The organism is Desulfogranum aggregans, assembly GCF_055398265.1.
The window spans coordinates 2,962,486-2,981,551 of sequence record NZ_AP042447.1 but is presented as its reverse complement, the minus strand read 5'-3'; the positions used below and the strand labels follow the sequence as shown (position 1 = coordinate 2,981,551).

Below are 19,066 nucleotides of genomic sequence, written 5' to 3'. Positions count from 1 at the left end.
GCGCCTGGCTACAGGAGCTGCCACCCCTTAAACGGGCCTATTTTTTTCTCACCTTTTCTTTTTCCTACCCTTTGCCACCTAGCAACCTGGCGGCATTTTCTTCAGTAATTGCAGCAAATACCTGCGACGGAAGCTCGAGTTGCCGCAGTTTGTCCAGGCTTGCCTGCTGATCCGACCATGGGGCGTCGGAGCCGAAAAGCAGGTATTCTGTGGGGTGGGCCAGCAGCAGGCGGCGCACCAGCTCAGGCTCCAAAAAATCCAGGGCTAGGGACAATTCCATGTAGACCGGCCTGCCGATAAGGCGCGTGCGAACCTCTTCCCAATCATCCCAGCCGCCCAAGTGAGTGGTGATGAGACGCAACTCGGGCAGTGTCTCGAGTATATTGATGACCCGACATGGATCGCACCGGCGTATGCGCGGGTAGGCAATGTCAAAGCCAGTGTGAACAACCACCAGCAGGCCCAGTTTGGCCGCCGCACGGTAAAGCGGTAGGAGTTGCTGATCGTCAAGGAAGAAATCCTGGTAGTAGGGATGCAACTTTATCCCAATGAAGCCGAGAGCATGAATTTCCTGTAACCGCTCAATGGCCAACGGATCAGCCGGATGAAGGGATGGCAGGGGAATGATGCGTTCGGAGCGTATGGCCTTTGACCAGTCAAGGATCGGTTGATACTGCTGAGGGCGGGTGGCAATGGAGCAAATTACTGATGCCGATATGGCTGCCCGATCCATGGAGCGGAGGAGGCCGGCGATGGTGCCGTTGTGAAAGGCGGTAATATTGCCGCTTTGCTCAAGTGAGGTGATGGCCCTTGCGGCGATGGCATCGGCAAAGGCATGGGTGTGAAAATCGATGATCCCCGTCATGTGCTGCATTCCTGCCGACCAGTCAGGCGCCGAAGAGAAAAAGGCCGATTTTCAATACCAGCAGGGCATAGAGCCCGGCGATGACGTCATCAAGCATAATGCCCAACCCTCCGTGGAGATGCTGATCCAGCCAACCTACCGGAAAAGGCTTGAGGATGTCAAACAGGCGAAACAGGAGAAATCCGAGAATGACCGGTACCGGTTGCATGGGGATCGTTGCCAGGGCGATGAGCTGTCCGACCACCTCGTCGATCACCACTAGTCCGGGATCGCCGTGGTCGACAATTTTTTCCGCTGCTCCTGCAGAAAAAACGCCCAGGAGGAACAAGAGGATGACGATAGCACCATAGGTCGGCAAAGGAAGGCGACCGAGGAACAACCACAGGCCAACCCCTAGAGCTGATCCCCAGGTGCCGGGTGCCTTGGGGAGATATCCACTGTACGCTCCAGTGGCGATGAACATGAACAATTTATCCATTTACTCTTCCACGCTCAGGGTGTGTTCTGGTGAGAGCGAATGGCAGCATAGATCTGCTGCAGCGGTATCCGGTGGAGGCGGGCAAGTTGTCTGCAGGCCTCAAATTCTGGAACAATTTCCGTTGAGCCAGGCCGTTGGATGCGCTTGGCCTGGACCGGTCCCCACGGGGTCGAAACAGTGGTCGCTTCACGGCTCAAGGTAAAACGGGATTCCCTGCGGCAGCGGATGCCGCTGGTGCTGGTTTCCTCAAACAGGCACTGGTGGATCCGGGGGGTGACCGACGGGTCACAGATCACTCGGAGCAGAAATCCGGGGCGGCCTTTTTTCATCTGCATCGGTATGAGGCTGACATCCAGTGCACCGGCCTCCATCAGCAGCTCGCTTACATGTGGCCACAGTTCCGGATTCCAGTCATCAATATGGGTATCGAGCACATCGACCTGCTGAGCTTCCTGTCCGGTAGGCGGGTGGCCGATCTGCAATCGTAGCAGGTTGGGGCGGCCGTCGGCACGTTCCATGGTACCCGCGCCATAGGCGGTGGTCTTCAGGATCATGGAGGGCATCGGCCCGAAGGCAGAGGACAGTTCGGCCACTAGCGCGGCCCCGGTGGGGGTAACCAGCTCCTGCTCAAGCGGTACGCCATACACCGGGATATCCTTGAGCAGCGTACACACAGCCGGTGCCGGCAATGGGATGTCCCCATGGTCGCAATTGACCCATCCTCCAGGCATGGGCAGGGGAGAACAGGTGATGGTCGTGGGTGCAAGGTAGTGCAAGCCGGCGACGGTGCCAACGATATCCACTATGGCATCGACTGCCCCCACTTCATGGAAGTGGATGGCATCAAGGGTGGTGCCGTGGACCGCTGCCTCGGCACGAGCAAGACGGGTAAAGACCGCGATTGCCTGGTCGATGATGGTCTGCTCCAGAGAAGATCGGCGAAGAATAGCGACGATATCCGCCAGGTGGCGGTGGGGGTGCTGTTCATCTGCAGCCACGGTGACTCTGCGGGCGGCAAAGCCGTTTATGCGGACCTGTTCGCACCTGAGGGCGTACCCGTCGAGGTCAAGGCTGTGGAGGGTCGCGTGCAGAAAGGGCTCGGGAACCCCAGCGTCCACCAGGGCACCAAGGAGCATGTTGCCGCTCACCCCGGAAAAACAGTCAAGGTAGAGGCAACGCATCATGAGACGGTATCACCGGGGACAATGGGGGTCCCGCAAAGACAGGCTTGAACGGTCATTCGTTTTTTCCCTTCCGGCTGAATCTCCCGAATGCGGATATAGTCCTTGCCCGTGGCGACAAGCAGTCCCTGGTCATCTGCCCTGCAAACCGTTCCTGGAGGTTCGGCGGCTGCCTTGTGAACGACTTCTGGCGCGAAAAAGCGAAATCGCTTCTGGTGGATAAAACCGTAGGCCGAGGGCCACGGGTCGAGTCCGCGAATGGTACAGTGGATGCGTTCCGCCGGCTGGTTCCAGTCGATATGTCCCTGTTCCTTGGTCAGCATCGGGGCATGCGAGGCACCTGCATCGTTTTGAGGTTGAGGGGTGAGCGCTCCCTTCTTCAGCAGTTCAAGGGCCTCGGCCAAGGCCTGACCGCCTAAAGCCGCCAATTTGTCAAAAAGGGTGCCAGCGGTATCGTTCTCCTTGATGGGGATCGCAACCGGATAGAGAATATCTCCAGTATCCATTCCTTCATCCATCTGCATAATGGTTACGCCTGTTTGCTGCTCCCCGTTGAGGACCGCCCATTGAATAGGGGCAGCGCCCCGGTACTTCGGCAACAGGGAACCGTGCACGTTGATGGCACCCATGGGCGGCAGGCTGAGCAGGGCTGGGGGGAGGATTTTTCCGTAGGCAACCACGATGATCAGGTCGGGTCGAAGTGCTCCCACCTGCGCTCGAAAAGCGTCAGTCCTGATATTTTCCGGCTGCAGCACCGGCAGACCAGCTTCCACAGCCGTTTTTTTTACCGGCGGCGGCAGCAGTTTTCTTCCCCTGCCTTTTTTTCGGTCCGGCTGACAGACAACCGCAACCACCTGTTCCGGTCCGCTAATAAGCGCCTGAAGGGACGGGACCGCAAAGTCAGGGGTACCCATGAAGAGGATGCGTAATGGAGTGGTCATAGGGCAGCGGAGCTAGAGGGTGGTGGTTACATTCGTTTAAGGGCAGGGATACGCTGTTAATGGTGCGGATTACTCCTGGCTATGCAGCATTTTTTTCAGCTTCTTTTTATACAGCGTCCGCTTGAGGGAGGAGATTCTGTCGATAAAAAGGGTCCCCCGGAGGTGGTCCACCTCATGCTGAATGATGCGGGCAAAACGGTCTTCTGCGTCAAACTCTAGAGGCTTGCCGTCAGGGTCCTGCGCGGTTACGTGAATTTTCTGGAATCGCTTGACCTTTGCAGTGTACTCCAGAACGCTCAAACACCCCTCGTCATCAAGTACACTGCCCTCACCGTCGCTGATAACCGGGTTGATAAGGGCGATGAATTTTCTTTCCTGCTGGTTTTCACTGCGGTCTACAACGATAACCTGCCTGGCTACCGCGATCTGGTTAGCTGCCAGCCCTACGCCAGGAGCGTCGTACATGGTCTCGCTCATGTCGTGAATGAGGGTCTGCAGCTCTTCATCAAAGGCCGTTACTTTTTTGGCCTCTTCGCGTAAAACCGGATGTGGATAAGTAATAATTTCTCTGATTGCCATACGTCTGTGGGGAATAGGTAACTACTCGGGCAGTGCTTTTCCTGCAGGATACAATAACAGGCTTGCCTGCCATCCTGTTGTGCCGTATATGTAATCATTTTCGTCTGTACTGTAAAGCGTAGAGAAACCGTCGTCCGGGTGAACCCCGCTACTTGTTATTCGTTCCCTAATTGTGTAGGGTTGGACCCCCAGCAAACAAGCAACAAGAGTCAATCGTGGAAAAGGAACAATTACATCAGGGGCTGGCGCTGTTGCGCAAACCGGTTCTCCCGCTGGCGACCATGGTCGAATTTTTTCTCTCTACCGGTGATTTTTCAACGGCTGCCGAGATTATTGATCAGCTTCCCGCACCGATTGAGACCGAGTATGCCAACTATGAGCGGCCGGCTGAATTGCTTGCACCGTATATAGACCAGCTGGACTGGTTGTTGGCGGTGCATAACGGTGCGGAGCTGCCTCTGCCGGTGATTAACGAGGCAGGGGAGCGTATCGAAAGGAGCACGGCCGCCATTGCTCTGGCCAACCAGCAGATTCTGACCAGGGAGCTGGAAACAATTAACAGCCTGCTGTGTGCTCCGTGCGGGTGCAGCCTGTGCTGCATCGGACCGGAGCAAGGCATGCAGCAGGCATTTTTTGAGATTCCCCTGCAGGCGGAAGAAAAAGACCTTTTTGCCGTCCGGCAGGTGGCTACTCCGGCTTCAGGACGGAGCCGTTCCATGGATACGCCTCCTCTGCAGGTTGAGGGGACCGCTTTCTACCAACGAGAGACCGCTGCCCTTATCCATTGGCAGACGGGGTGGAGCCTGATCCTGCCAACCGACAGCCGTTGTCCGAACCTTGAGCCGGAAAACGGCCGTTGCCGCGTCTATCCCGTGCGTCCGGAGGTCTGTCGCAGGCCGCAGATTTTTCCTTATATAGTGGAACCGGTCCTCGACGGGGAGGGCAAGGTAAGCGCTCAGCGATTGCGCGGAGCCTTGCTGGCGGTGGTCGACTGTCCTTACGTTCAGGCGCTGCAGGAGGAGATCGCTGCCTATGCAGCAGCTTGCGAGTTGGAGCTGGTGCTCAAACACAACAAGGGGTAGCAGGTGCAAGAGCGCTGCCTGACCATTTAACCAGGAAGTTACAAGAGCATGAGTGTGATTGAATTGCTGTATGTCCTGCTTGCCTATTGTGTGGGGGCTATCCCTTTCGGTCTGGTGCTGTCCCACCGATCAGGCATCGATATTCGTGAGCAGGGGAGTAAAAATATAGGTGCAACCAATGTGACCCGGCTGCTGGGAAAAAAGCTCGGCGCCCTGACTCTCGTCTTGGATGTACTCAAAGGATTCCTGCCCATATACGTGGTGGCTGTCTTGATGGAGGGCAAAACCAATGCCAACCTGGTAATGGCCTTGAGTGGGGCGGCAACCGTTGTCGGTCATATGTTTCCGGTATACTTGAAGTTCAAGGGCGGAAAAGGGGTTGCCACGTCCCTGGGGCTTTTCCTGTTTCTGTCGCCTATGGTGATTATCGGCTGTCTCCTGGTTTTTGTTGCCGCCGTCTATTTATCCGGGTTTGTCTCTCTGGGGTCCCTGCTCGGTTCGGCCAGTGCGGTTATTCTGCTGTTGTTGCTTGATGCACCATCATGGAAGGTAGCGCTTGCCAGCGTTATTGTTGCTTTGGTGTGGGCCAAGCACTACCAGAATATTGGGCGTCTGCTGACCGGTACGGAAAAAAGCTGGAAGAAAAAGAGCGTGTAGGGGATGAACGGAAACAAATGGGCGATAATTGAAAAAGCCAGAGATACGCTTCAGCTGGGGGAAGATGCCACCCTGGCCGAGATCAAGCGCTCCTATCACCGGCTCAGTAAACGGTATCATCCAGATGGTGCATCCGGTAAAGGGGAGGCGGACAGCGAAAAAATGTATCAGTTGACTGCAGCCTATGAGCAGCTGATGGAGTACTGTGCAGAATATCGATTTCCCCTTGTTCGGCCCAAACAGGGGGAACCGGATGCGTACAATCCGGAGGAGTGGTGGCTGGAACGATTCGGCGATGACCCGCTTTGGGGGGTGAGGCCGCGCAAACGGAAGTAACCTGCAGGTTGTCAACGGCTTGTATCTGTCTTATAAAAGATAAAAATCCTGAAAACATACGCACCAGTGTGCAAGGAGAGTGCAATGGGAAAGGAAACTGTTCTTTTTAAGATCGAAGAAAAACGCAGTGTGGGCAATGTTGCAGATTTTTTACGTCAGCTGGCGGAAAAGGTGGAAGCGCAACAAGTAATACTGCAGCAGGGAAAAAAAGAGGTGGTGCTCAATCTGCCGGCCACGGTTGAATTGGAAATAAAGGCGGAAAAAGAAGAGGGAAAGAAGCGGACCAAGAAAAAACTGGAACTGGAGATTGAGTGGGTGGTTGGTGATAAAAAAGGTGAGCGAGGGAGCTTTTCGCTTGGCTAGCTGATGGTGCCGTTGCTGCTATCAGCCGGTGAAGCCGTTTGTTTGACTGTTGAGTCAGCCAGGTCTGTGGCGGCAGTGGCATACTGAGCACAGTACTCTGTGACCAGCTCTTTGCGAGCAGGCGGATCAAGCAGCCAGTAACAGGGGCTGAGCATCAGTATTTTGATTGCCTGTTGTTTTGTCACGTTCCTTTTTCCATTATTCCGGATGCGGAGACTCTTATCAGCTGAGTTCTTAGAAAATTTTGATGAATTTGTAAAATCTTTTTTCGGTTTTATATATTTTTTCTCTTTTCTTGTCGCTTTTTCATAAAGCCTGTTTTCAGGGCTTGCCGTATATATCCCGCAGTGTTCCTTTTTTCCCCTTGTCTGCCCCATGTACTCTGCCTAGAGCAGTGCCCGTCGCATCGGACGAGCGCTCGGTCACCAATAGAGAAGAAATGGTATCAATCGGCATTCTCTGTCGATTTATGTAACTATATGGAGGAGTTATGCGTATACCTGACATTGTAGAAAATTCCGAGCCACGAGTTTCGCTGGAATTTTTCCCCCCGAAATCCCAGCAGGAGTGGCCGCAATTTCTCGATATCGCAACCAGGCTGAAGGCATTGCGCCCTTCGTTCGTTTCTGTCACCTACGGTGCCGGTGGATCCACCCAAAACAACACCCTGGAGATATGCGAACAACTGATCGAGCAATGCGGGTTTGAGGTTATGCCCCACCTGACCGGTGTTGCTGCCAATGAAGACAGGATTGACAGTTTCCTCGATGCGTTGCCCCGGCTCGGTATTGAGAACGTACTGGCCCTGCGCGGTGATCGTCCCGGCGACTTCACCGGCAAGGACAGTGAGCTGTTTGCAACCTTTCCCCATGCCACAGACCTGATAGCCTATGTGCGCCGCAAATATCCGCAGCTTTCCATTGGGGTGGCCGGTTTTCCAGAGGCGCATCCGGAATCCACCTCCATTCATCACGATCTGGAGGTTATGGAAACCAAGGTCGCCAGCGGTGCGGATTTTGTGATTACCCAGCTCTATTTTGATAATCGAGTCTATTTTGACTATGTTGAACGTCTTCGAAAGCGAGAGGTCACCGTGCCCATTATTCCCGGGGTACTTCCTATACGCAACATGGGATCACTGCGGTTTATCCTGCAGATGTGCAATGCCCGCGTTCCCGGCCAGCTGATCAATGCCCTTATCAAGGCCAACGAGGAGGGAGGGAATGCTGCCGTATATAAGATTGGGGTGGCCTATGCCAAACAACAGGTCAAGGAACTCTTGGAAGGCGGAGCGCCGGGGGTTCACCTCTATACCCTCAACAAGGCAGACATGTGCTTGGAGGTGGTGGACGGGTTGTACTGACCTGTCCTGTCCAGGCCGGATTTTTCCGTTGGCTCTGCGGCACGAGCTATTTGCGGTAGTTTATTCCAGCTGCGCGGCTTGTGCCCTGGCCTGAGAACAACTTTATTGAGGAGGCATCCGGGCTGTTTCGCTTAGTTTTTCTTTCCTGCGTCGGGGCGAGTATTCGCCCCGGGGCAGTGATGTTCGCCGCAAAAGAAGAATAAGCCTTCTGCCGAGCAGGAGCGCTGATGCGGTTAAGCCGCATATCAGGCCGATCCAGAATCCCTCAGGGCCCTGTTCCCTGCCACCCACCCCGCCCAATCCAAGCAGGTAACCGATGGGCAGACCGATCCCCCAATACGCGACAATCATCAACACCATCGGTACCCTGGTATCCTTGAACCCGCGTAAGGCTCCGGCACAATTGATTTGAACGGCATCAGGGAGTTGAAAAACAGCCGCATAGATCATCAGGGTTGCCGCCACGGCCTGTACCTGAGGAGCTGGGGTATACATTGCCGCGATCAGGTCGGCGCAGAGTATAATTAAGATGCAGGTAAGCACCGCACAGCAGGCGGCAACGGTCAGTCCGCTGTACACTACCCGCCGCAGGCGCCTGAACTGATTTCTGCCGATGGTAAACCCTACACGTACGGTCAGTGCTGTGCCCAGACTGTAGGGGATCATGAACAGCAGGCCGGAAAAGTTCAATGCTATCTGATGTGCAGCTACGGTTTCAGCACCCAGGCGCGAGATGAGCAGGGCGATCACCGAAAAGATGGAACATTCGACAAACAATGCCAAGCCGATGGGTAGCCCGAGCAACAGCAGGGTAGGCATACCGACCGAGAGGTGCCTGCGAAAACGAAACAGGCCGATGGCTGCGGTTGCAGGATGACGATTGAGCATCAATGCCATTGCGCCCAGCATGACCGTCATGGAGAGGGACGTTGCCCATCCGCACCCGACCCCTCCCATGGCCGGCAATCCCAACTTCCCATAAATAAATAGATAGTTGGCAATGATGTTTGCTGCAAGCCCCAAAAAACCGGCAAACATAGAGAGTCTCGGCTGTGAAAAGCCGTCCCCGCCGTTGCGTAGCGCCAGGAAAACGCCAATTGCCGGGAATCCCAGGGAGACGGCAAAAAGGTACCTTTCGGTAAGGGGGACGACTGCAGGGTCAACATCCATCCAGACAAGGACAGGGGAAATGGACAGCAACAGTCCCATCATTAGGATCCCTGTGGCCATGCCAATGATCATGCCCTGCTGAATGGAAGTGCAGATCCCCTGCTGATCATCCCTGCCGTGGGCCTGAGCGACAAGGGGCATGACAGCGGAAAGCAGGCCGACCATGAACAGAAACAGCGGAAAAAATATTGATGATCCAACCGCCACAGCAGCCAGGTCGACAGGACTCACCCTGCCGGCCATGACCGTATCGACAAAGCCCATGGCGGTCTGGGCAATCTGGGCGAGGATAATCGGCCCTGTCATGCGGAGCTGGAGGAGTGCTTCAAGCAGGTGAAGGTTGCTTTTTTTCATGGGGCCGGGGAAAAAACCGAAGATGAAGGATGAACCGGTTGTTCTGACCAAATGGCGGCGCAAATGTCAAGGCCAATGCGAGCGGCAGAGGACTTTTGCAGCGCAATGGGAAAAAGGTTGACAGAAAGTGCCTAGGTTAATAATTAGGCATTCTAATTATTATAGCATTTAAGGATCAGGAGGGGGACAGTGCAGCGAGGGACCGGTGAACAGGCCAGGTATATCTTCAGGGTGGGCAAGTTGGTGCAGCATCATATTTTTTCCACCATTGCCCAATTGGAGACCGCGCAGGCGTGTGGCGGACCGCTGGAGTTGTCCGTATCTCAATTCAAGTTGTTGATGACTGTTCGTCATCATCGGGAGATGACGGTCAAGGAACTTGCTGCAAAGCTGGGGGTTTCGCCACCTTCGGTCTCCGTGATGGTGGATAAGCTGGTGGAGCGGAAACTCTTGATTCGGGATCGTTCGCCGCAGGATCGGCGAAAGGTGGTCATCCAGGTGAGTCCTAATGAAGAGGCCTGTCTTGATGCGATGGAGGAACGGGTACTGCAGGTCTTTACCCGACTGCTGGACGATGTCGGCCCGGACATAGCGCGCAAATGGGAAGAAGTATTGATGAGCGTGGAAAAAGTATTGGCACAGCGTCAACAGCAAATCGACAAGTAACCGTTGAAGGTACCTATCATGGCGAATAACCAAGAACGCTCACCATCAATTTTTCTTCGGGTTTTTTTCGTGCTCCTCATTCTCGGGGTTGGGATAGGCGGTTTTGCAGGATTGAAACGGCTGAAGCAGCCGCCCCGACAGGTAAGCAAGCAGGAAAAGGCACTGGCCGTGGAAGTGGTGGAGGTGCAGCCCGCTGACTACCGCGTAACCCTGGAGGGATATGGCGAGCTTCAGCCAGTCACCTCGGTGGTGCTCTCAACCGAAGTGGCGGGAAGAATTATTACTACCTACGAGCCGCTGGAAACGGGCAGACTCATTGAAGAGGGAGCTGTCCTTTTCACCCTTGACCAGCGGGAGTATGCCATTGCCTATGATACTGCCCTGGCAAGGCTGGAGGTATTACGCCGCGACTTTGTTCTCGCCACAAAGGAGTTTGACCGGCTGGGCGGTCTGTATCGTGAAAAAAATGTCGGCACCCTGCCAATCGTGGAACAGGCGGAGCGGGCGGTCAATACGATTGCCAATCAGATTCGCCAGGTGGAGAGGGACCGTGATCTTGCCGCACTCCAGCGGGAGCGTTGCATTATCCGTGCGCCTTTTCCCTGTAGAGTGGTGGAGGTCATGGTGGAGCAGGGGGAGTATGTCGCCGGAGGAAAACAGCTGGTAACTATTGTTGACGACCGCAGCCTGGAAATAGAAATCGCGCTGGACAGCAGGGAAGCGGCAAAGTGGCTGGAGTTTGCACCTGCCGGTCAGCCCGGTCCGGTTAACTGGTTCGGTCAACTGCAGCCAGTTGCCTGTCGAATTCACTGGACTGAAAGCAGTGAATCGCTTGCCGGCAGCGGAACCCTTGACCGGGTCGTGCGCTTTGAACCCACGACAAGAAGCCTGGTGGTGGCCGTCAAGCTGGACCCGGAGACCAATCAATCGTTTCCCCTGGTTGCGGGAATGTTCTGTCGGGTAGAGGTGCCGGCAAAGATGCTGAAAAATGTCTGTCAGCTTCCCAGGCAGGCGGTGACCCAGGAACAGTCCGTATACAGGGTGGTGGAGTCCCGTCTGCGCAGCACTCCGGTGACCGTGGTCAGAATGGCGGGGCCCAATGCCTATATTGCAGCAGGCCTTCGGCCTGGTGATACAGTGGTTACCACCCGGTTGGTGGATCCGCTGGAACATACCTTAATCCAGGTATCGGCCAGGGAGTAAACTGATGAAAAGGGTTCTTGCCGCCTTTGCCGGGAACACGGTTTTTGCCAATATAGTGTTGTTGATGGTGTTTATTGCAGGAGCACTTGCCATTGCCACTATGCTGCGTGAATCGTTCCCTCAGTTTTCCATGGACCTGATTTCCATCGAGGTACCCTACCCGGGCGCCGACCCGGAAGAGGTTGAAGAGGGGATCAGTATCAAGATCGAGGAAGCGCTTGAGTCAGTGGAGGGGATCAAGCAGTTTACCACCACATCGTCGGAAAACGTTGGCACCGCCTCCATCGAGGTGCAGGACGGGTACGACGTGATCAAAGTCCTCAATGATGTCAAATCCAAGGTTGATGCAATCTCCACTTTTCCTGTGGACGCTGAACAGCCGGTGATTAACGAGGTCCTGCTGCGAGAGTCGGTCACCATGTTGGCACTTTCCGGCGATCTGAGCGAAAAGCAGCTGAAGCGCTGGGCAAATCAGGTCAAGGATGAAGTCAAGCTCCTGCCCGGCACCTCCCAGGTGGAGGTGTTCGGCACCAGGGATTACGAGATATCCATTGAAGTTGCAGAGGAGCGGCTGCAGGAGTACGGACTGACCTTTGCCCAGGTGGCGAATGCCGTTCGCCGCTCCAGTCTGAATCTCCATGGCGGGATCATCCGTACCAGCGGTGAAGAAATCAGAGTGCGTACGGTCGGCCGCAAGTATACCGGTGAGGAGTTGTCCAGAATCGTGGTGCTCACCGGCAGCGGTGGGGAGATTGTTCGTCTCGGTCGGCTGGCCAATGTACGCGATGGATTCACGGAAGATCCGATCCGTGCCCTGATTGACGGGGTGCCCTCAGTCTTTGTAATGGTGTTCAAGACCAGTGAGGAGGATTCGCTGGAAATCTCCAATGGCGTGAGTGACTATGTTGCCCAAAAGCAGCAGGTGCTTCCACCGGGAGCCAGCATGGTCGAATTCTACGACAACACCGAAATCCTTCGTGCCAGGATCAACCTGCTTGCCCGCAACGGCATCCTGGGGATGGGCCTGGTCTTTTTTCTGTTGTGGCTTTACCTTGACCTGCGCCTTTCGTTCTGGGCCGGGCTGGGTATTCCCATTTCCCTTGCCGGCGGTCTCTTTGTGCTCTGGCTCATGGGCGAATCAATTAACATGATTTCCCTGTTCGGGTTTATCATGGTGCTGGGGATTGTTGTCGATGATGCGATTGTGGTGGGCGAGTCGATCTATGTTCATCGACGGCAAGGCAAACCACCGCTTCGGGCAGCGGTTGACGGGGTCCATGAAGTGGCGATGCCGGTTATTGCCGCGATTATCACCTCGGTAGTCGCTTTTTTCCCGCTCTCCCAAGTCGGCGGGGTCATGGGCAAGTTCATTGCCATCCTTCCGGCGGTGGTTATATCGTGTCTGTTAATTTCCCTGCTTGAGTGTCTTTTCCTCCTGCCCGCTCACCTCAGCCACCTGCCCGATATACGGCAGGCAGCCACCGGGAAGCACCTGCTCGGCCGATTGGTGCTTGGCTTTCAGCAGTATATGCAGCGTGGTTTGGAACATTTTGTAAGTGGCCGCTATATGCGCATGCTGGATCATGTCCTTCGTTGGCGGTACGTTTCGCTGGCAACGGCTCTGGCCATTCTTCTCCTGACCTTGGGAGTGGTGCAGGCAGGTTTCGTCAAGTTCCAGGTTTTTCCCAAGATCGATGGCTTTGTCATCACCTCGACGGTAGAGTTTCCCGACGGTACCCCGCCAGGGGTGACCCTGGAAGCGCTTGAACGTATAGAGGCGGCCTTTTTAAGGGTGGCAGAGGCACAGCCTACCCTGACCGGGGAGCCCATGATCAAAAAACGGCTTTCCCTGGTTGGGCAGACCCTGAGCAATACCATGGGCAGAGTGGGTCCCAATCTCGGCTCGGTCCAGATTCTTCTACTCAACTCAGAGGACCGGGGCATCCACTCCAACGATCTGCTGGTCAGGTGGGAAGAAGAGATCGGCACCATTCCCGGGGTCAAATCGCTCACCTTTGAAGGACTTTCAGCCGGCCCCGGCGGGGCGGAGATAGAGGTATGGCTTCAGGGCGATGACCTGGAGATTATCAATGCCGCTGCCGATAACCTGCAGCAGAAATTACAGACCTTTGATGGTGTTTTTCAGATTCGTTCGGATTTCAGTCCGGGAAAAAATGAGCTGCGCCTGAAGCTGAAACCCGAGGCCCGCCCCTTGGGGCTCACAGTCCGCGATCTGGCAGAGCAGATCAATGCCTCGTTTTTTGGTGAAGAGGCCTTTCGACTGCAGCGGGGTGAAGATGATATTCGGGTCAAGGTGCGCTACACCCGGGATGAACGCACCACCATGGCCGGCTTTGAAGCCCTGCGGATCCGTACCCCTGATGGCAGCGAAATCCCTCTGCTTTCGGTTGCTGAGCTGGAGACCGCACCAGGGTACTCCACCATCACCCGAACTGATGGCCTGCGCCGGGTAGCTGTCACTGCGGAGGTGGACGCCAATCGGGCTAATGCCAACGAGATTTTTGCAGAGCTGAGCCGCGATTATTTTCCAGGGCTGATGGCAGCCTATCCTGGCGTCAAGATCTCCCTGCAGGGGGCCAAAAAGAATGAGCGGGAATCCTTCTCCACACTCAAGGTATCGTTTCCTCTGGCCATCATCGGTATCTTTGTTATCATTGCCACCATCTTCCGTTCTTACCTGCAGCCGCTGGTCATTCTGTTTACTATCCCCTTTGGCATTATCGGCGCTGTTTTCGGCCACCTTGTCCTGGGGTATGACCTGTCCATGATGTCGATCTTCGGCATGGTTGCCCTGACCGGTGTAGTGGTCAACGATGCCATTGTTCTCATCGAGCGGGTCAATGAAAACGTCGCCGAGGGGCTGCCGTTCATTGATGCGGTGAAACAGGCGGGACAAAGACGATTCCGGGCCATATTTCTCACTACGCTCTCTACGGTCGGCGGATTGGCCCCACTGATCATGGAAACCGATATGCAGGCTAAATTCCTGATTCCCATGGCCTTGTCTCTGGCCGCAGGAGTTATCTTTGCCACCGTGCTCACCCTGGTATTGATTCCCAGTCTGCTGGTTATTGTCAACGATATGCGGCGGGGGGTGACTAAATTACGAACCGGCGCCTGGCCAACGAGGGAGGGGGTGGAACCAGGCGCAGTGCGCAGGGTCGACAGGATGACAATGCATTGAAATGTATTTTCTTTTTTGGTGTTTTTCAGTCAGGCGCGCTGCAGAAAAAGGCTTGGACTTGAGCTGGAGCGCATGGTATGGACAAACGAAAGTTGAATTACGGCAGCAGTGTCGAACGGGCAGCATATACGTCCCGTGGGTGGCTGTCGAGTGACGTGATTTACAGGAGGAAAACATGAAAGGCTATATACTGGCCGTTGTCTGCTGCCTGTCCATGGTAGGCATGCAGGTGCGGGCAGCGGAAGAGGTTTCAATTGTCCAGGATCTCGACGAGATAGAGGTGCTGGATCTTCGAACTGCGCAGCAAATCGCGCTCCTTGATAATCCCGACATCGTCGCGGCCCAGGCGAGGGTGGAGCAGGCCCGCTCCCGGGTCAGTCAGGCGGTGGCCGCCTGGTGGCCCAGTGTCGATCTGACCGGTGTAGGCCGGAAGGAGCGGTTGTCTGACAGTGCCTATGAGTACAATCAGGCTATATCCTCTCTATACGGGGGGGAAGCGGACAGGACAGAGGACAGTTTCACTGTCGGTCTGCAGGCTACCTGGTTGCTGTTTGATGGCTTTTTCCGCAAATTCAACATTGAGCGGTCCCGCTATGATGAGGAGGGTAACCGTGCAGGATTGGTCGATGCCAGAAGACTGCTGGTCAACGCGGTAGCTGAGGCGTTTTTGAACGCTCAGCTGGCCCAGACCAATGTCGATATTGCCAGGGCAGACAAGGATTTTTACATTCGACAGCTTGAGGATGCCCAGAACCGGTATGACGTAGGGGCCGGGCCCTGGGGTGATGTGCTCAATATCAAGGTACAGCTCAATTCGGCAGAAACCAGCCTGATGCTTAACCAGCGTGAATTCGAAGCTGCCGGTTACGGGCTTGCCGCGCTGATGGGGCTGCCCGATGCAACGTTTCCCGCTCATGTGGAGCTGGAGTCGCTGGACAGAGATTCCACGGTCGCCTATTTTCAGGATGATGCAGAGCAGCTCATCACCGAGGCACTGGAGGCGCGGCCGGATGTTTTGCGCCAGGAGATGAATGTCAAGCAGGCGGAGGCGGCAAAAGGCATTGCCCAAGCCCCCTTTTATCCGACGGTACAGCTGGTCGGTGGGGTGAATAGCGCCACTCAGGGCGACATTTCCTTGACCGGTGACGACCTTGGCAACTCGGTGGCGGTCAATCTTGCCTGGAACCTCTTTTCCGGGGGCGAGGATAAGGCTCGTCTGGCCGAAGCCAAACAGGCCAAACGGGAAGCACAGTATTCCCTGCTGAATATTCGCAACCAGGTGGCCTCAGAGGTACGGCAGGATATCGCCCTGCTGGAGGCTGCTGAAGAACAGGTACGGCTGCAGCGTGAAAGTGTAGGGCTGGTGGAGGAAAACCGCGACCTGGCTAAAAATGAGTACGAAGCCGGGGAGGCTTCCCTGGTCCGCCTCAACGAGGCTCAGCGGGACCTGACAGCAACCTATGGCCGGTTGGCACAGGCTCTTGTGGGCTATCACCGTGCCAAGCAACGGCTGGATGCTGCCATAGGCCGCAATCTCCAGGGGTTTACCCTGGAACGTGAGCAATAGGGATGTCAGCAATTGGCGAAACCGAAATAACGGTCGATGCATCGGCCATCGATGTCAACGGACATGTGAACAACGTGCGCTATGTCCAGTGGATGCAGGATGCGGCCATGGCCCATTCTGCATCCCTGGGCTGGTCTTACGACCGGTATGTGGAGCTGGGCGCGACCTGGATAATTCGTACACATACCATCGAATACCTCCATTCCAGTTACCTGGGCGATCGGTTGAAGGTGTACACCTGGGTCGCTCACATACAAAAATTCCGCTCTCTGCGTCGGTTTAAATTTTACCGGCCAAGTGACGATACCCTCATCGCCCGGGCGGAGACCCTATTCATTTTCTGCGACCTTCAAAGCGGCAGACCCCGCTCAATTCCTCCTGAAGTGCAGCAGGCCTACACCGTGGTCGACGAAGCGGACGAGCCGTGAGAGGTTCTCCCCTGGCTCGGGCATTGGAGGGTTAATTATTGCCCATCAATAGCTGAAAATTTTCTTCGGTTATCTCAGGGGTGCCGAAATTACGGAACTGGACAATGCCCTTGCTGTCAGCCACCAGGATGGTCGGTACACCCTGGATCATATATCGCTGGGTGATTGCATGGGTGTCGTCAAAGATTGTAGGGTAGGCCATCTGTGTTTTTTTCACAAACGAACGCGCCCTTCTCATGGAGTCATTAAAACCGATATTGATGCCAATAAACTCCATGCCTTGATCGCGGTATTTTTTCACCAGCTCATTCACCTTTGGCGCCTCGGTTTTACAGTTGGGGCACCAGGAAGCCCAGAAAACCAGCATCACCGGTTTCTTGCCAACGATCTCCTTCATGTCGATCAGGTTGCCGTTCAAATCCTTGTGGACGAAGGGGTACAGTTTTTGCCCGCGCTGCACTCCTGCGGCAAAACCCGGACAGACGAGAAGGAAAACAAGGAGAAAAATGACGGTGCGACGTGTGAGCATGGAGCAGTCCTCTTGGTGTGAATTGGTGTGTCTGTACTGCGTGCAGGGTTAAAGAAACAGCATGCCGGCTTTGACGAAAAAGTATTCTGCCAGGAGGATCATAATGACGCCCATGGCCTTTTTGATGATGTTCATCCAGTTGCCGGATTTCGGTATTGCCGTCAGAATGCTGGAAAAGGTACCGACCACAATAAGAATCGTACCCATTCCAAAGGAAAAAATAAAGAGCAGCAACCCCCCGGTCATGATGTGTTGTGTAGTGGCCACGTAGGCAAGCAGTACTCCCAGTACCGGGGCAGTACACGGCCCGGCGACAAATGCCGACAGGACCCCGGCAAGAAAAACACCCGGTACGCCCCTGCTTTTGGCGGTAATCGAATGGGAGAAGTAGGGCATGGAAAATACCTCAAGCATCCCCAGGCCAAAGAGCAGGATGATATTGCCGACGATCAGAAACGTCAACGGATGGCTGTTGACAGTGCCGAAAAAACGGCCGGTAGCTGCAGCAAATATGCCAAGCCCCGCATAGGCAAGGGCCATCCCGAAAACATAGGTCAGGGAGAGCAGCAGCCCCTTGAGTCTTGAACCACCGACATTGGAGTGTCCCACCACCCCCGCGGTAATCGGGATCATGGGGTAGATGCAGGGGGTGAGACTGGCCAGCAACCCGCCCGCATAGGCGATGGCCATTGAGAGCAGCAGCGATGTCTCGAGCGATGTTTCAAGTTGATTGATAAATGCTTCCATGGGTGCACATTACCGGCAACTGGTTGGGAGGAAGGTATGGCCTCGCTGTAACCAGGATGCATGGAAAAGTGGAGGCGGTCACACCGAAGTGTTTATCTCTCCTGCACAATAATCTATTGCCGGTGAATGTAAAGAGTGGAAAGGAGAGCTCAGGCAGCAAGATCGGTGAAGCCCACTTTGCAGAATCTGCCGGACGCCTGCTCCGAGTGCGGTATCTGCGTCTGATAGTGCTCATTCCTCAGGCGTTACGGTTCACTCCGGTTGCTCTGGCGCAGCAGTATCGGTACGACCGCCACCTGGAAGTCCTCATCTGGCCGGAGCGGACAGGTCGGAGAACTCTCTACGGAGGGGTGTACTCCGAACTGTCCGTCATCCTGGGTGAGGCAGTCTAAAAGGTGTAATGGAGCATCAGGCTGGCTACAGGATAGTACTGAAAATTCTCCAGGTCATCCTCGATGGCTTTTTTCTCCTCCTCCAGAGCATCGAGGACCAACGGGGTGTTGGCCAACGCGTTCAGCGGCGGGGCAGCCGTTGCCGTCAGGGTGGAGACTGTAGGACTTCCCTGAAAAAGAACACCCAGCTCAAACGAGACCCCCCATCCTCGCGTCTTTTCCACGTTACTGTTCCACCCCATTCCAACATAGGGGGCAAAGGTATTGAACTCCACGGTTCCCTTTACCCTGACTGAATCGATTGCCGACTCGTATATGCTGTATTCAGCCGGGATGGTATACCCCTGGAGTAGGGTATCTTTTCGGGGAGTGCCGGTGAGGTCGATTTCATTATTATTGATGAAGACACCGCCGGTGAGCCGGAAGGCGCCTGCAAACGGATACCAGTCCAGCAGCAGCGAACCGTTTTTAAATTCCGGTTCCATCTCGTAGTCAATGTTGGAAATGGTGGAGTCAAAGGAAAATGTCAGATAATTCACTCCGCCCCGCAGGTGGAGCATCTCGTTGAGCCCCAGGTCGACCTCTGCCCCGACTCCGAGGGTCCCTCCCTTGACTCCCGCACTGAAACTTCCCTGATCGGCAATAGCCGGTGAACTGAGCAGTAGGGCCAGGCAGCCGGTGGTGACAATCTCTTTTATTTTCATGTGTATTCCTCTTCATGGTGAATGCAATGGTCCTGAATCCGTGAGCATTGAAAAACGGTGAACAGTGCCGTATTCAGATGCCCACCGGTTGGCGGGTATGCCTGAGTTTTGAAGAGTCGTGCCATTCACTGTCTTAAAAACAGACAGTCGCCCTCAACTCAGGCTGTAAGACGTCACAGGTTCAGGATAATGGGAATAGAGTAATATGCAGAATACAGGCCAGAAAAAGGTTAAATATTTTATGCTGTGATTTCTA

Annotated in this window: 21 protein-coding genes; 11 read left to right on the top strand and 10 right to left on the bottom strand. The window is 55.0% G+C overall.

Annotation, left to right across the window (positions count from 1 at the left end; all coding sequences use genetic code 11):
* Positions 1-64 precede the first annotated feature (64 nt).
* The 5 genes from ACZ52Z_RS13100 to def form a co-directional block, all read right to left on the bottom strand.
* Positions 65-874, bottom strand: coding sequence for an amidohydrolase family protein (locus tag ACZ52Z_RS13100; protein ID WP_464267229.1), 810 nt, complete (start codon positions 872-874; stop codon positions 65-67).
* Positions 875-887: 13 nt separating this feature from the next.
* Positions 888-1,343 (bottom strand): phosphatidylglycerophosphatase A family protein, encoded by a 456-nt coding sequence (locus ACZ52Z_RS13095; protein WP_464267228.1) that lies wholly within the window; start codon positions 1,341-1,343, stop codon positions 888-890.
* Positions 1,344-1,357: 14 nt separating this feature from the next.
* Positions 1,358-2,527, bottom strand: coding sequence for a nickel pincer cofactor biosynthesis protein LarC (larC, locus tag ACZ52Z_RS13090; RefSeq protein WP_464267227.1), 1,170 nt, complete (start codon positions 2,525-2,527; stop codon positions 1,358-1,360).
* Complete coding sequence (gene fmt / locus ACZ52Z_RS13085) at positions 2,524-3,465, bottom strand: methionyl-tRNA formyltransferase (RefSeq protein ID WP_464267226.1); 942 nt, start codon at positions 3,463-3,465, stop codon at positions 2,524-2,526. The genes larC and fmt overlap by 4 nt, the downstream gene beginning before the upstream one ends.
* Positions 3,466-3,534: 69 nt before the next feature.
* Positions 3,535-4,044 (bottom strand): peptide deformylase, encoded by a 510-nt coding sequence (gene def, locus ACZ52Z_RS13080; protein ID WP_464267225.1) that lies wholly within the window; start codon positions 4,042-4,044, stop codon positions 3,535-3,537.
* Between the two features lie 215 nt (positions 4,045-4,259).
* On the opposite strand from def, the gene ACZ52Z_RS13075 reads away from it, so the two are divergent.
* From ACZ52Z_RS13075 to ACZ52Z_RS13060, 4 genes are all read left to right on the top strand, one after another.
* A complete protein-coding gene (locus tag ACZ52Z_RS13075; RefSeq protein ID WP_464267224.1) occupies positions 4,260-5,126 on the top strand; it encodes a YkgJ family cysteine cluster protein in 867 nt (288 codons plus the stop codon).
* Positions 5,127-5,174: 48 nt separating this feature from the next.
* The gene (gene plsY / locus ACZ52Z_RS13070) at positions 5,175-5,783 is read left to right on the top strand and encodes a glycerol-3-phosphate 1-O-acyltransferase PlsY (protein ID WP_464267223.1); all 609 of its coding nucleotides are present in this window, start codon (positions 5,175-5,177) and stop codon (positions 5,781-5,783) included.
* 3 nt (positions 5,784-5,786) lie between these two features.
* Positions 5,787-6,119 carry a J domain-containing protein gene (locus ACZ52Z_RS13065; RefSeq protein ID WP_464267222.1) on the top strand — a complete coding sequence of 111 codons (333 nt, stop codon included), beginning with the start codon at positions 5,787-5,789 and terminating at the stop codon, positions 6,117-6,119.
* Positions 6,120-6,203: 84 nt separating this feature from the next.
* Positions 6,204-6,482: an amphi-Trp domain-containing protein gene (locus ACZ52Z_RS13060; RefSeq protein WP_464267221.1), complete on the top strand. Its 279-nt coding sequence runs from the start codon at positions 6,204-6,206 to the stop codon at positions 6,480-6,482.
* On the opposite strand, the gene ACZ52Z_RS13055 is transcribed toward ACZ52Z_RS13060, so the two are convergent.
* Positions 6,479-6,667, bottom strand: coding sequence for a hypothetical protein (locus tag ACZ52Z_RS13055; RefSeq protein WP_464267220.1), 189 nt, complete (start codon positions 6,665-6,667; stop codon positions 6,479-6,481). The genes ACZ52Z_RS13060 and ACZ52Z_RS13055 overlap by 4 nt on opposite strands.
* A gap of 305 nt (positions 6,668-6,972) precedes the next feature.
* Here ACZ52Z_RS13055 and ACZ52Z_RS13050 point away from each other — a divergent pair, with 305 nt between their 5' ends.
* Positions 6,973-7,845, top strand: a complete 873-nt coding sequence (locus tag ACZ52Z_RS13050) for a methylenetetrahydrofolate reductase (protein WP_464267219.1) — start codon at positions 6,973-6,975, stop codon at positions 7,843-7,845.
* Between the two features lie 102 nt (positions 7,846-7,947).
* Here ACZ52Z_RS13050 and ACZ52Z_RS13045 read toward each other — a convergent pair whose 3' ends face one another.
* Entirely contained in the window at positions 7,948-9,369 is a 1,422-nt protein-coding gene (locus ACZ52Z_RS13045; RefSeq protein ID WP_464267218.1) for an MATE family efflux transporter, read from the bottom strand.
* Positions 9,370-9,558: 189 nt separating this feature from the next.
* Between ACZ52Z_RS13045 and ACZ52Z_RS13040 the strand changes: the two genes are divergently transcribed.
* The 5 genes from ACZ52Z_RS13040 to ACZ52Z_RS13020 all read left to right on the top strand — a co-directional run bounded on the left by ACZ52Z_RS13040 (position 9,559) and on the right by ACZ52Z_RS13020 (position 16,438).
* Complete coding sequence (locus tag ACZ52Z_RS13040) at positions 9,559-10,035, top strand: MarR family winged helix-turn-helix transcriptional regulator (RefSeq protein ID WP_464267217.1); 477 nt, start codon at positions 9,559-9,561, stop codon at positions 10,033-10,035.
* An 18-nt stretch (positions 10,036-10,053) separates the two neighbouring features.
* Positions 10,054-11,238: an efflux RND transporter periplasmic adaptor subunit gene (locus ACZ52Z_RS13035; protein ID WP_464267216.1), complete on the top strand. Its 1,185-nt coding sequence runs from the start codon at positions 10,054-10,056 to the stop codon at positions 11,236-11,238.
* A 4-nt stretch (positions 11,239-11,242) separates the two neighbouring features.
* On the top strand, positions 11,243-14,443 hold the full coding sequence (locus tag ACZ52Z_RS13030; protein WP_464267215.1) for an efflux RND transporter permease subunit: 3,201 nt from the start codon (positions 11,243-11,245) through the stop codon (positions 14,441-14,443).
* A gap of 175 nt (positions 14,444-14,618) precedes the next feature.
* Positions 14,619-16,010, top strand: coding sequence for a TolC family protein (locus tag ACZ52Z_RS13025; protein WP_464267214.1), 1,392 nt, complete (start codon positions 14,619-14,621; stop codon positions 16,008-16,010).
* A gap of 2 nt (positions 16,011-16,012) precedes the next feature.
* Positions 16,013-16,438: an acyl-CoA thioesterase gene (locus ACZ52Z_RS13020; protein ID WP_464267213.1), complete on the top strand. Its 426-nt coding sequence runs from the start codon at positions 16,013-16,015 to the stop codon at positions 16,436-16,438.
* 31 nt (positions 16,439-16,469) lie between these two features.
* Here ACZ52Z_RS13020 and ACZ52Z_RS13015 read toward each other — a convergent pair whose 3' ends face one another.
* A complete protein-coding gene (locus tag ACZ52Z_RS13015) occupies positions 16,470-16,967 on the bottom strand; it encodes a TlpA family protein disulfide reductase (protein WP_464267212.1) in 498 nt (165 codons plus the stop codon).
* A gap of 48 nt (positions 16,968-17,015) precedes the next feature.
* A complete protein-coding gene (locus tag ACZ52Z_RS13010; protein ID WP_464267211.1) occupies positions 17,016-17,714 on the bottom strand; it encodes a cytochrome c biogenesis protein CcdA in 699 nt (232 codons plus the stop codon).
* Here ACZ52Z_RS13010 and ACZ52Z_RS13005 point away from each other — a divergent pair.
* A complete protein-coding gene (locus tag ACZ52Z_RS13005) occupies positions 17,705-18,106 on the top strand; it encodes a hypothetical protein (protein ID WP_464267210.1) in 402 nt (133 codons plus the stop codon). The two genes, ACZ52Z_RS13010 and ACZ52Z_RS13005, sit on opposite strands and share 10 nt — an antisense overlap.
* Here ACZ52Z_RS13005 and ACZ52Z_RS13000 read toward each other — a convergent pair.
* Positions 18,103-18,810, bottom strand: coding sequence for a hypothetical protein (locus tag ACZ52Z_RS13000; RefSeq protein ID WP_464267209.1), 708 nt, complete (start codon positions 18,808-18,810; stop codon positions 18,103-18,105). The two genes, ACZ52Z_RS13005 and ACZ52Z_RS13000, sit on opposite strands and share 4 nt — an antisense overlap.
* Between the last annotated feature and the right edge of the window lie 256 nt (positions 18,811-19,066).

What these genes read in the sequence shown, in the direction of transcription:
- ACZ52Z_RS13100 (WP_464267229.1), bottom strand. Translation starts at nt 874, where the DNA reads ATGCAGCACATGACGGGGATCATCGATTTTCACACCCATGCCTTTGCC.
- ACZ52Z_RS13095 (WP_464267228.1), bottom strand. Translation starts at nt 1,343, where the DNA reads ATGGATAAATTGTTCATGTTCATCGCCACTGGAGCGTACAGTGGATAT.
- larC (WP_464267227.1), bottom strand. Translation starts at nt 2,527, where the DNA reads ATGATGCGTTGCCTCTACCTTGACTGTTTTTCCGGGGTGAGCGGCAAC.
- fmt (WP_464267226.1), bottom strand. Translation starts at nt 3,465, where the DNA reads ATGACCACTCCATTACGCATCCTCTTCATGGGTACCCCTGACTTTGCG.
- def (WP_464267225.1), bottom strand. Translation starts at nt 4,044, where the DNA reads ATGGCAATCAGAGAAATTATTACTTATCCACATCCGGTTTTACGCGAA.
- plsY (WP_464267223.1), top strand. Translation starts at nt 5,175, where the DNA reads ATGAGTGTGATTGAATTGCTGTATGTCCTGCTTGCCTATTGTGTGGGG.
- ACZ52Z_RS13065 (WP_464267222.1), top strand. Translation starts at nt 5,787, where the DNA reads ATGAACGGAAACAAATGGGCGATAATTGAAAAAGCCAGAGATACGCTT.
- ACZ52Z_RS13060 (WP_464267221.1), top strand. Translation starts at nt 6,204, where the DNA reads ATGGGAAAGGAAACTGTTCTTTTTAAGATCGAAGAAAAACGCAGTGTG.
- ACZ52Z_RS13050 (WP_464267219.1), top strand. Translation starts at nt 6,973, where the DNA reads ATGCGTATACCTGACATTGTAGAAAATTCCGAGCCACGAGTTTCGCTG.
- ACZ52Z_RS13045 (WP_464267218.1), bottom strand. Translation starts at nt 9,369, where the DNA reads ATGAAAAAAAGCAACCTTCACCTGCTTGAAGCACTCCTCCAGCTCCGC.
- ACZ52Z_RS13035 (WP_464267216.1), top strand. Translation starts at nt 10,054, where the DNA reads ATGGCGAATAACCAAGAACGCTCACCATCAATTTTTCTTCGGGTTTTT.
- ACZ52Z_RS13030 (WP_464267215.1), top strand. Translation starts at nt 11,243, where the DNA reads ATGAAAAGGGTTCTTGCCGCCTTTGCCGGGAACACGGTTTTTGCCAAT.
- ACZ52Z_RS13025 (WP_464267214.1), top strand. Translation starts at nt 14,619, where the DNA reads ATGAAAGGCTATATACTGGCCGTTGTCTGCTGCCTGTCCATGGTAGGC.
- ACZ52Z_RS13020 (WP_464267213.1), top strand. Translation starts at nt 16,013, where the DNA reads ATGTCAGCAATTGGCGAAACCGAAATAACGGTCGATGCATCGGCCATC.
- ACZ52Z_RS13015 (WP_464267212.1), bottom strand. Translation starts at nt 16,967, where the DNA reads ATGCTCACACGTCGCACCGTCATTTTTCTCCTTGTTTTCCTTCTCGTC.
- ACZ52Z_RS13005 (WP_464267210.1), top strand. Translation starts at nt 17,705, where the DNA reads ATGCTTCCATGGGTGCACATTACCGGCAACTGGTTGGGAGGAAGGTAT.
- ACZ52Z_RS13010 (WP_464267211.1), bottom strand. Translation starts at nt 17,714, where the DNA reads ATGGAAGCATTTATCAATCAACTTGAAACATCGCTCGAGACATCGCTG.
- ACZ52Z_RS13000 (WP_464267209.1), bottom strand. Translation starts at nt 18,810, where the DNA reads ATGAAAATAAAAGAGATTGTCACCACCGGCTGCCTGGCCCTACTGCTC.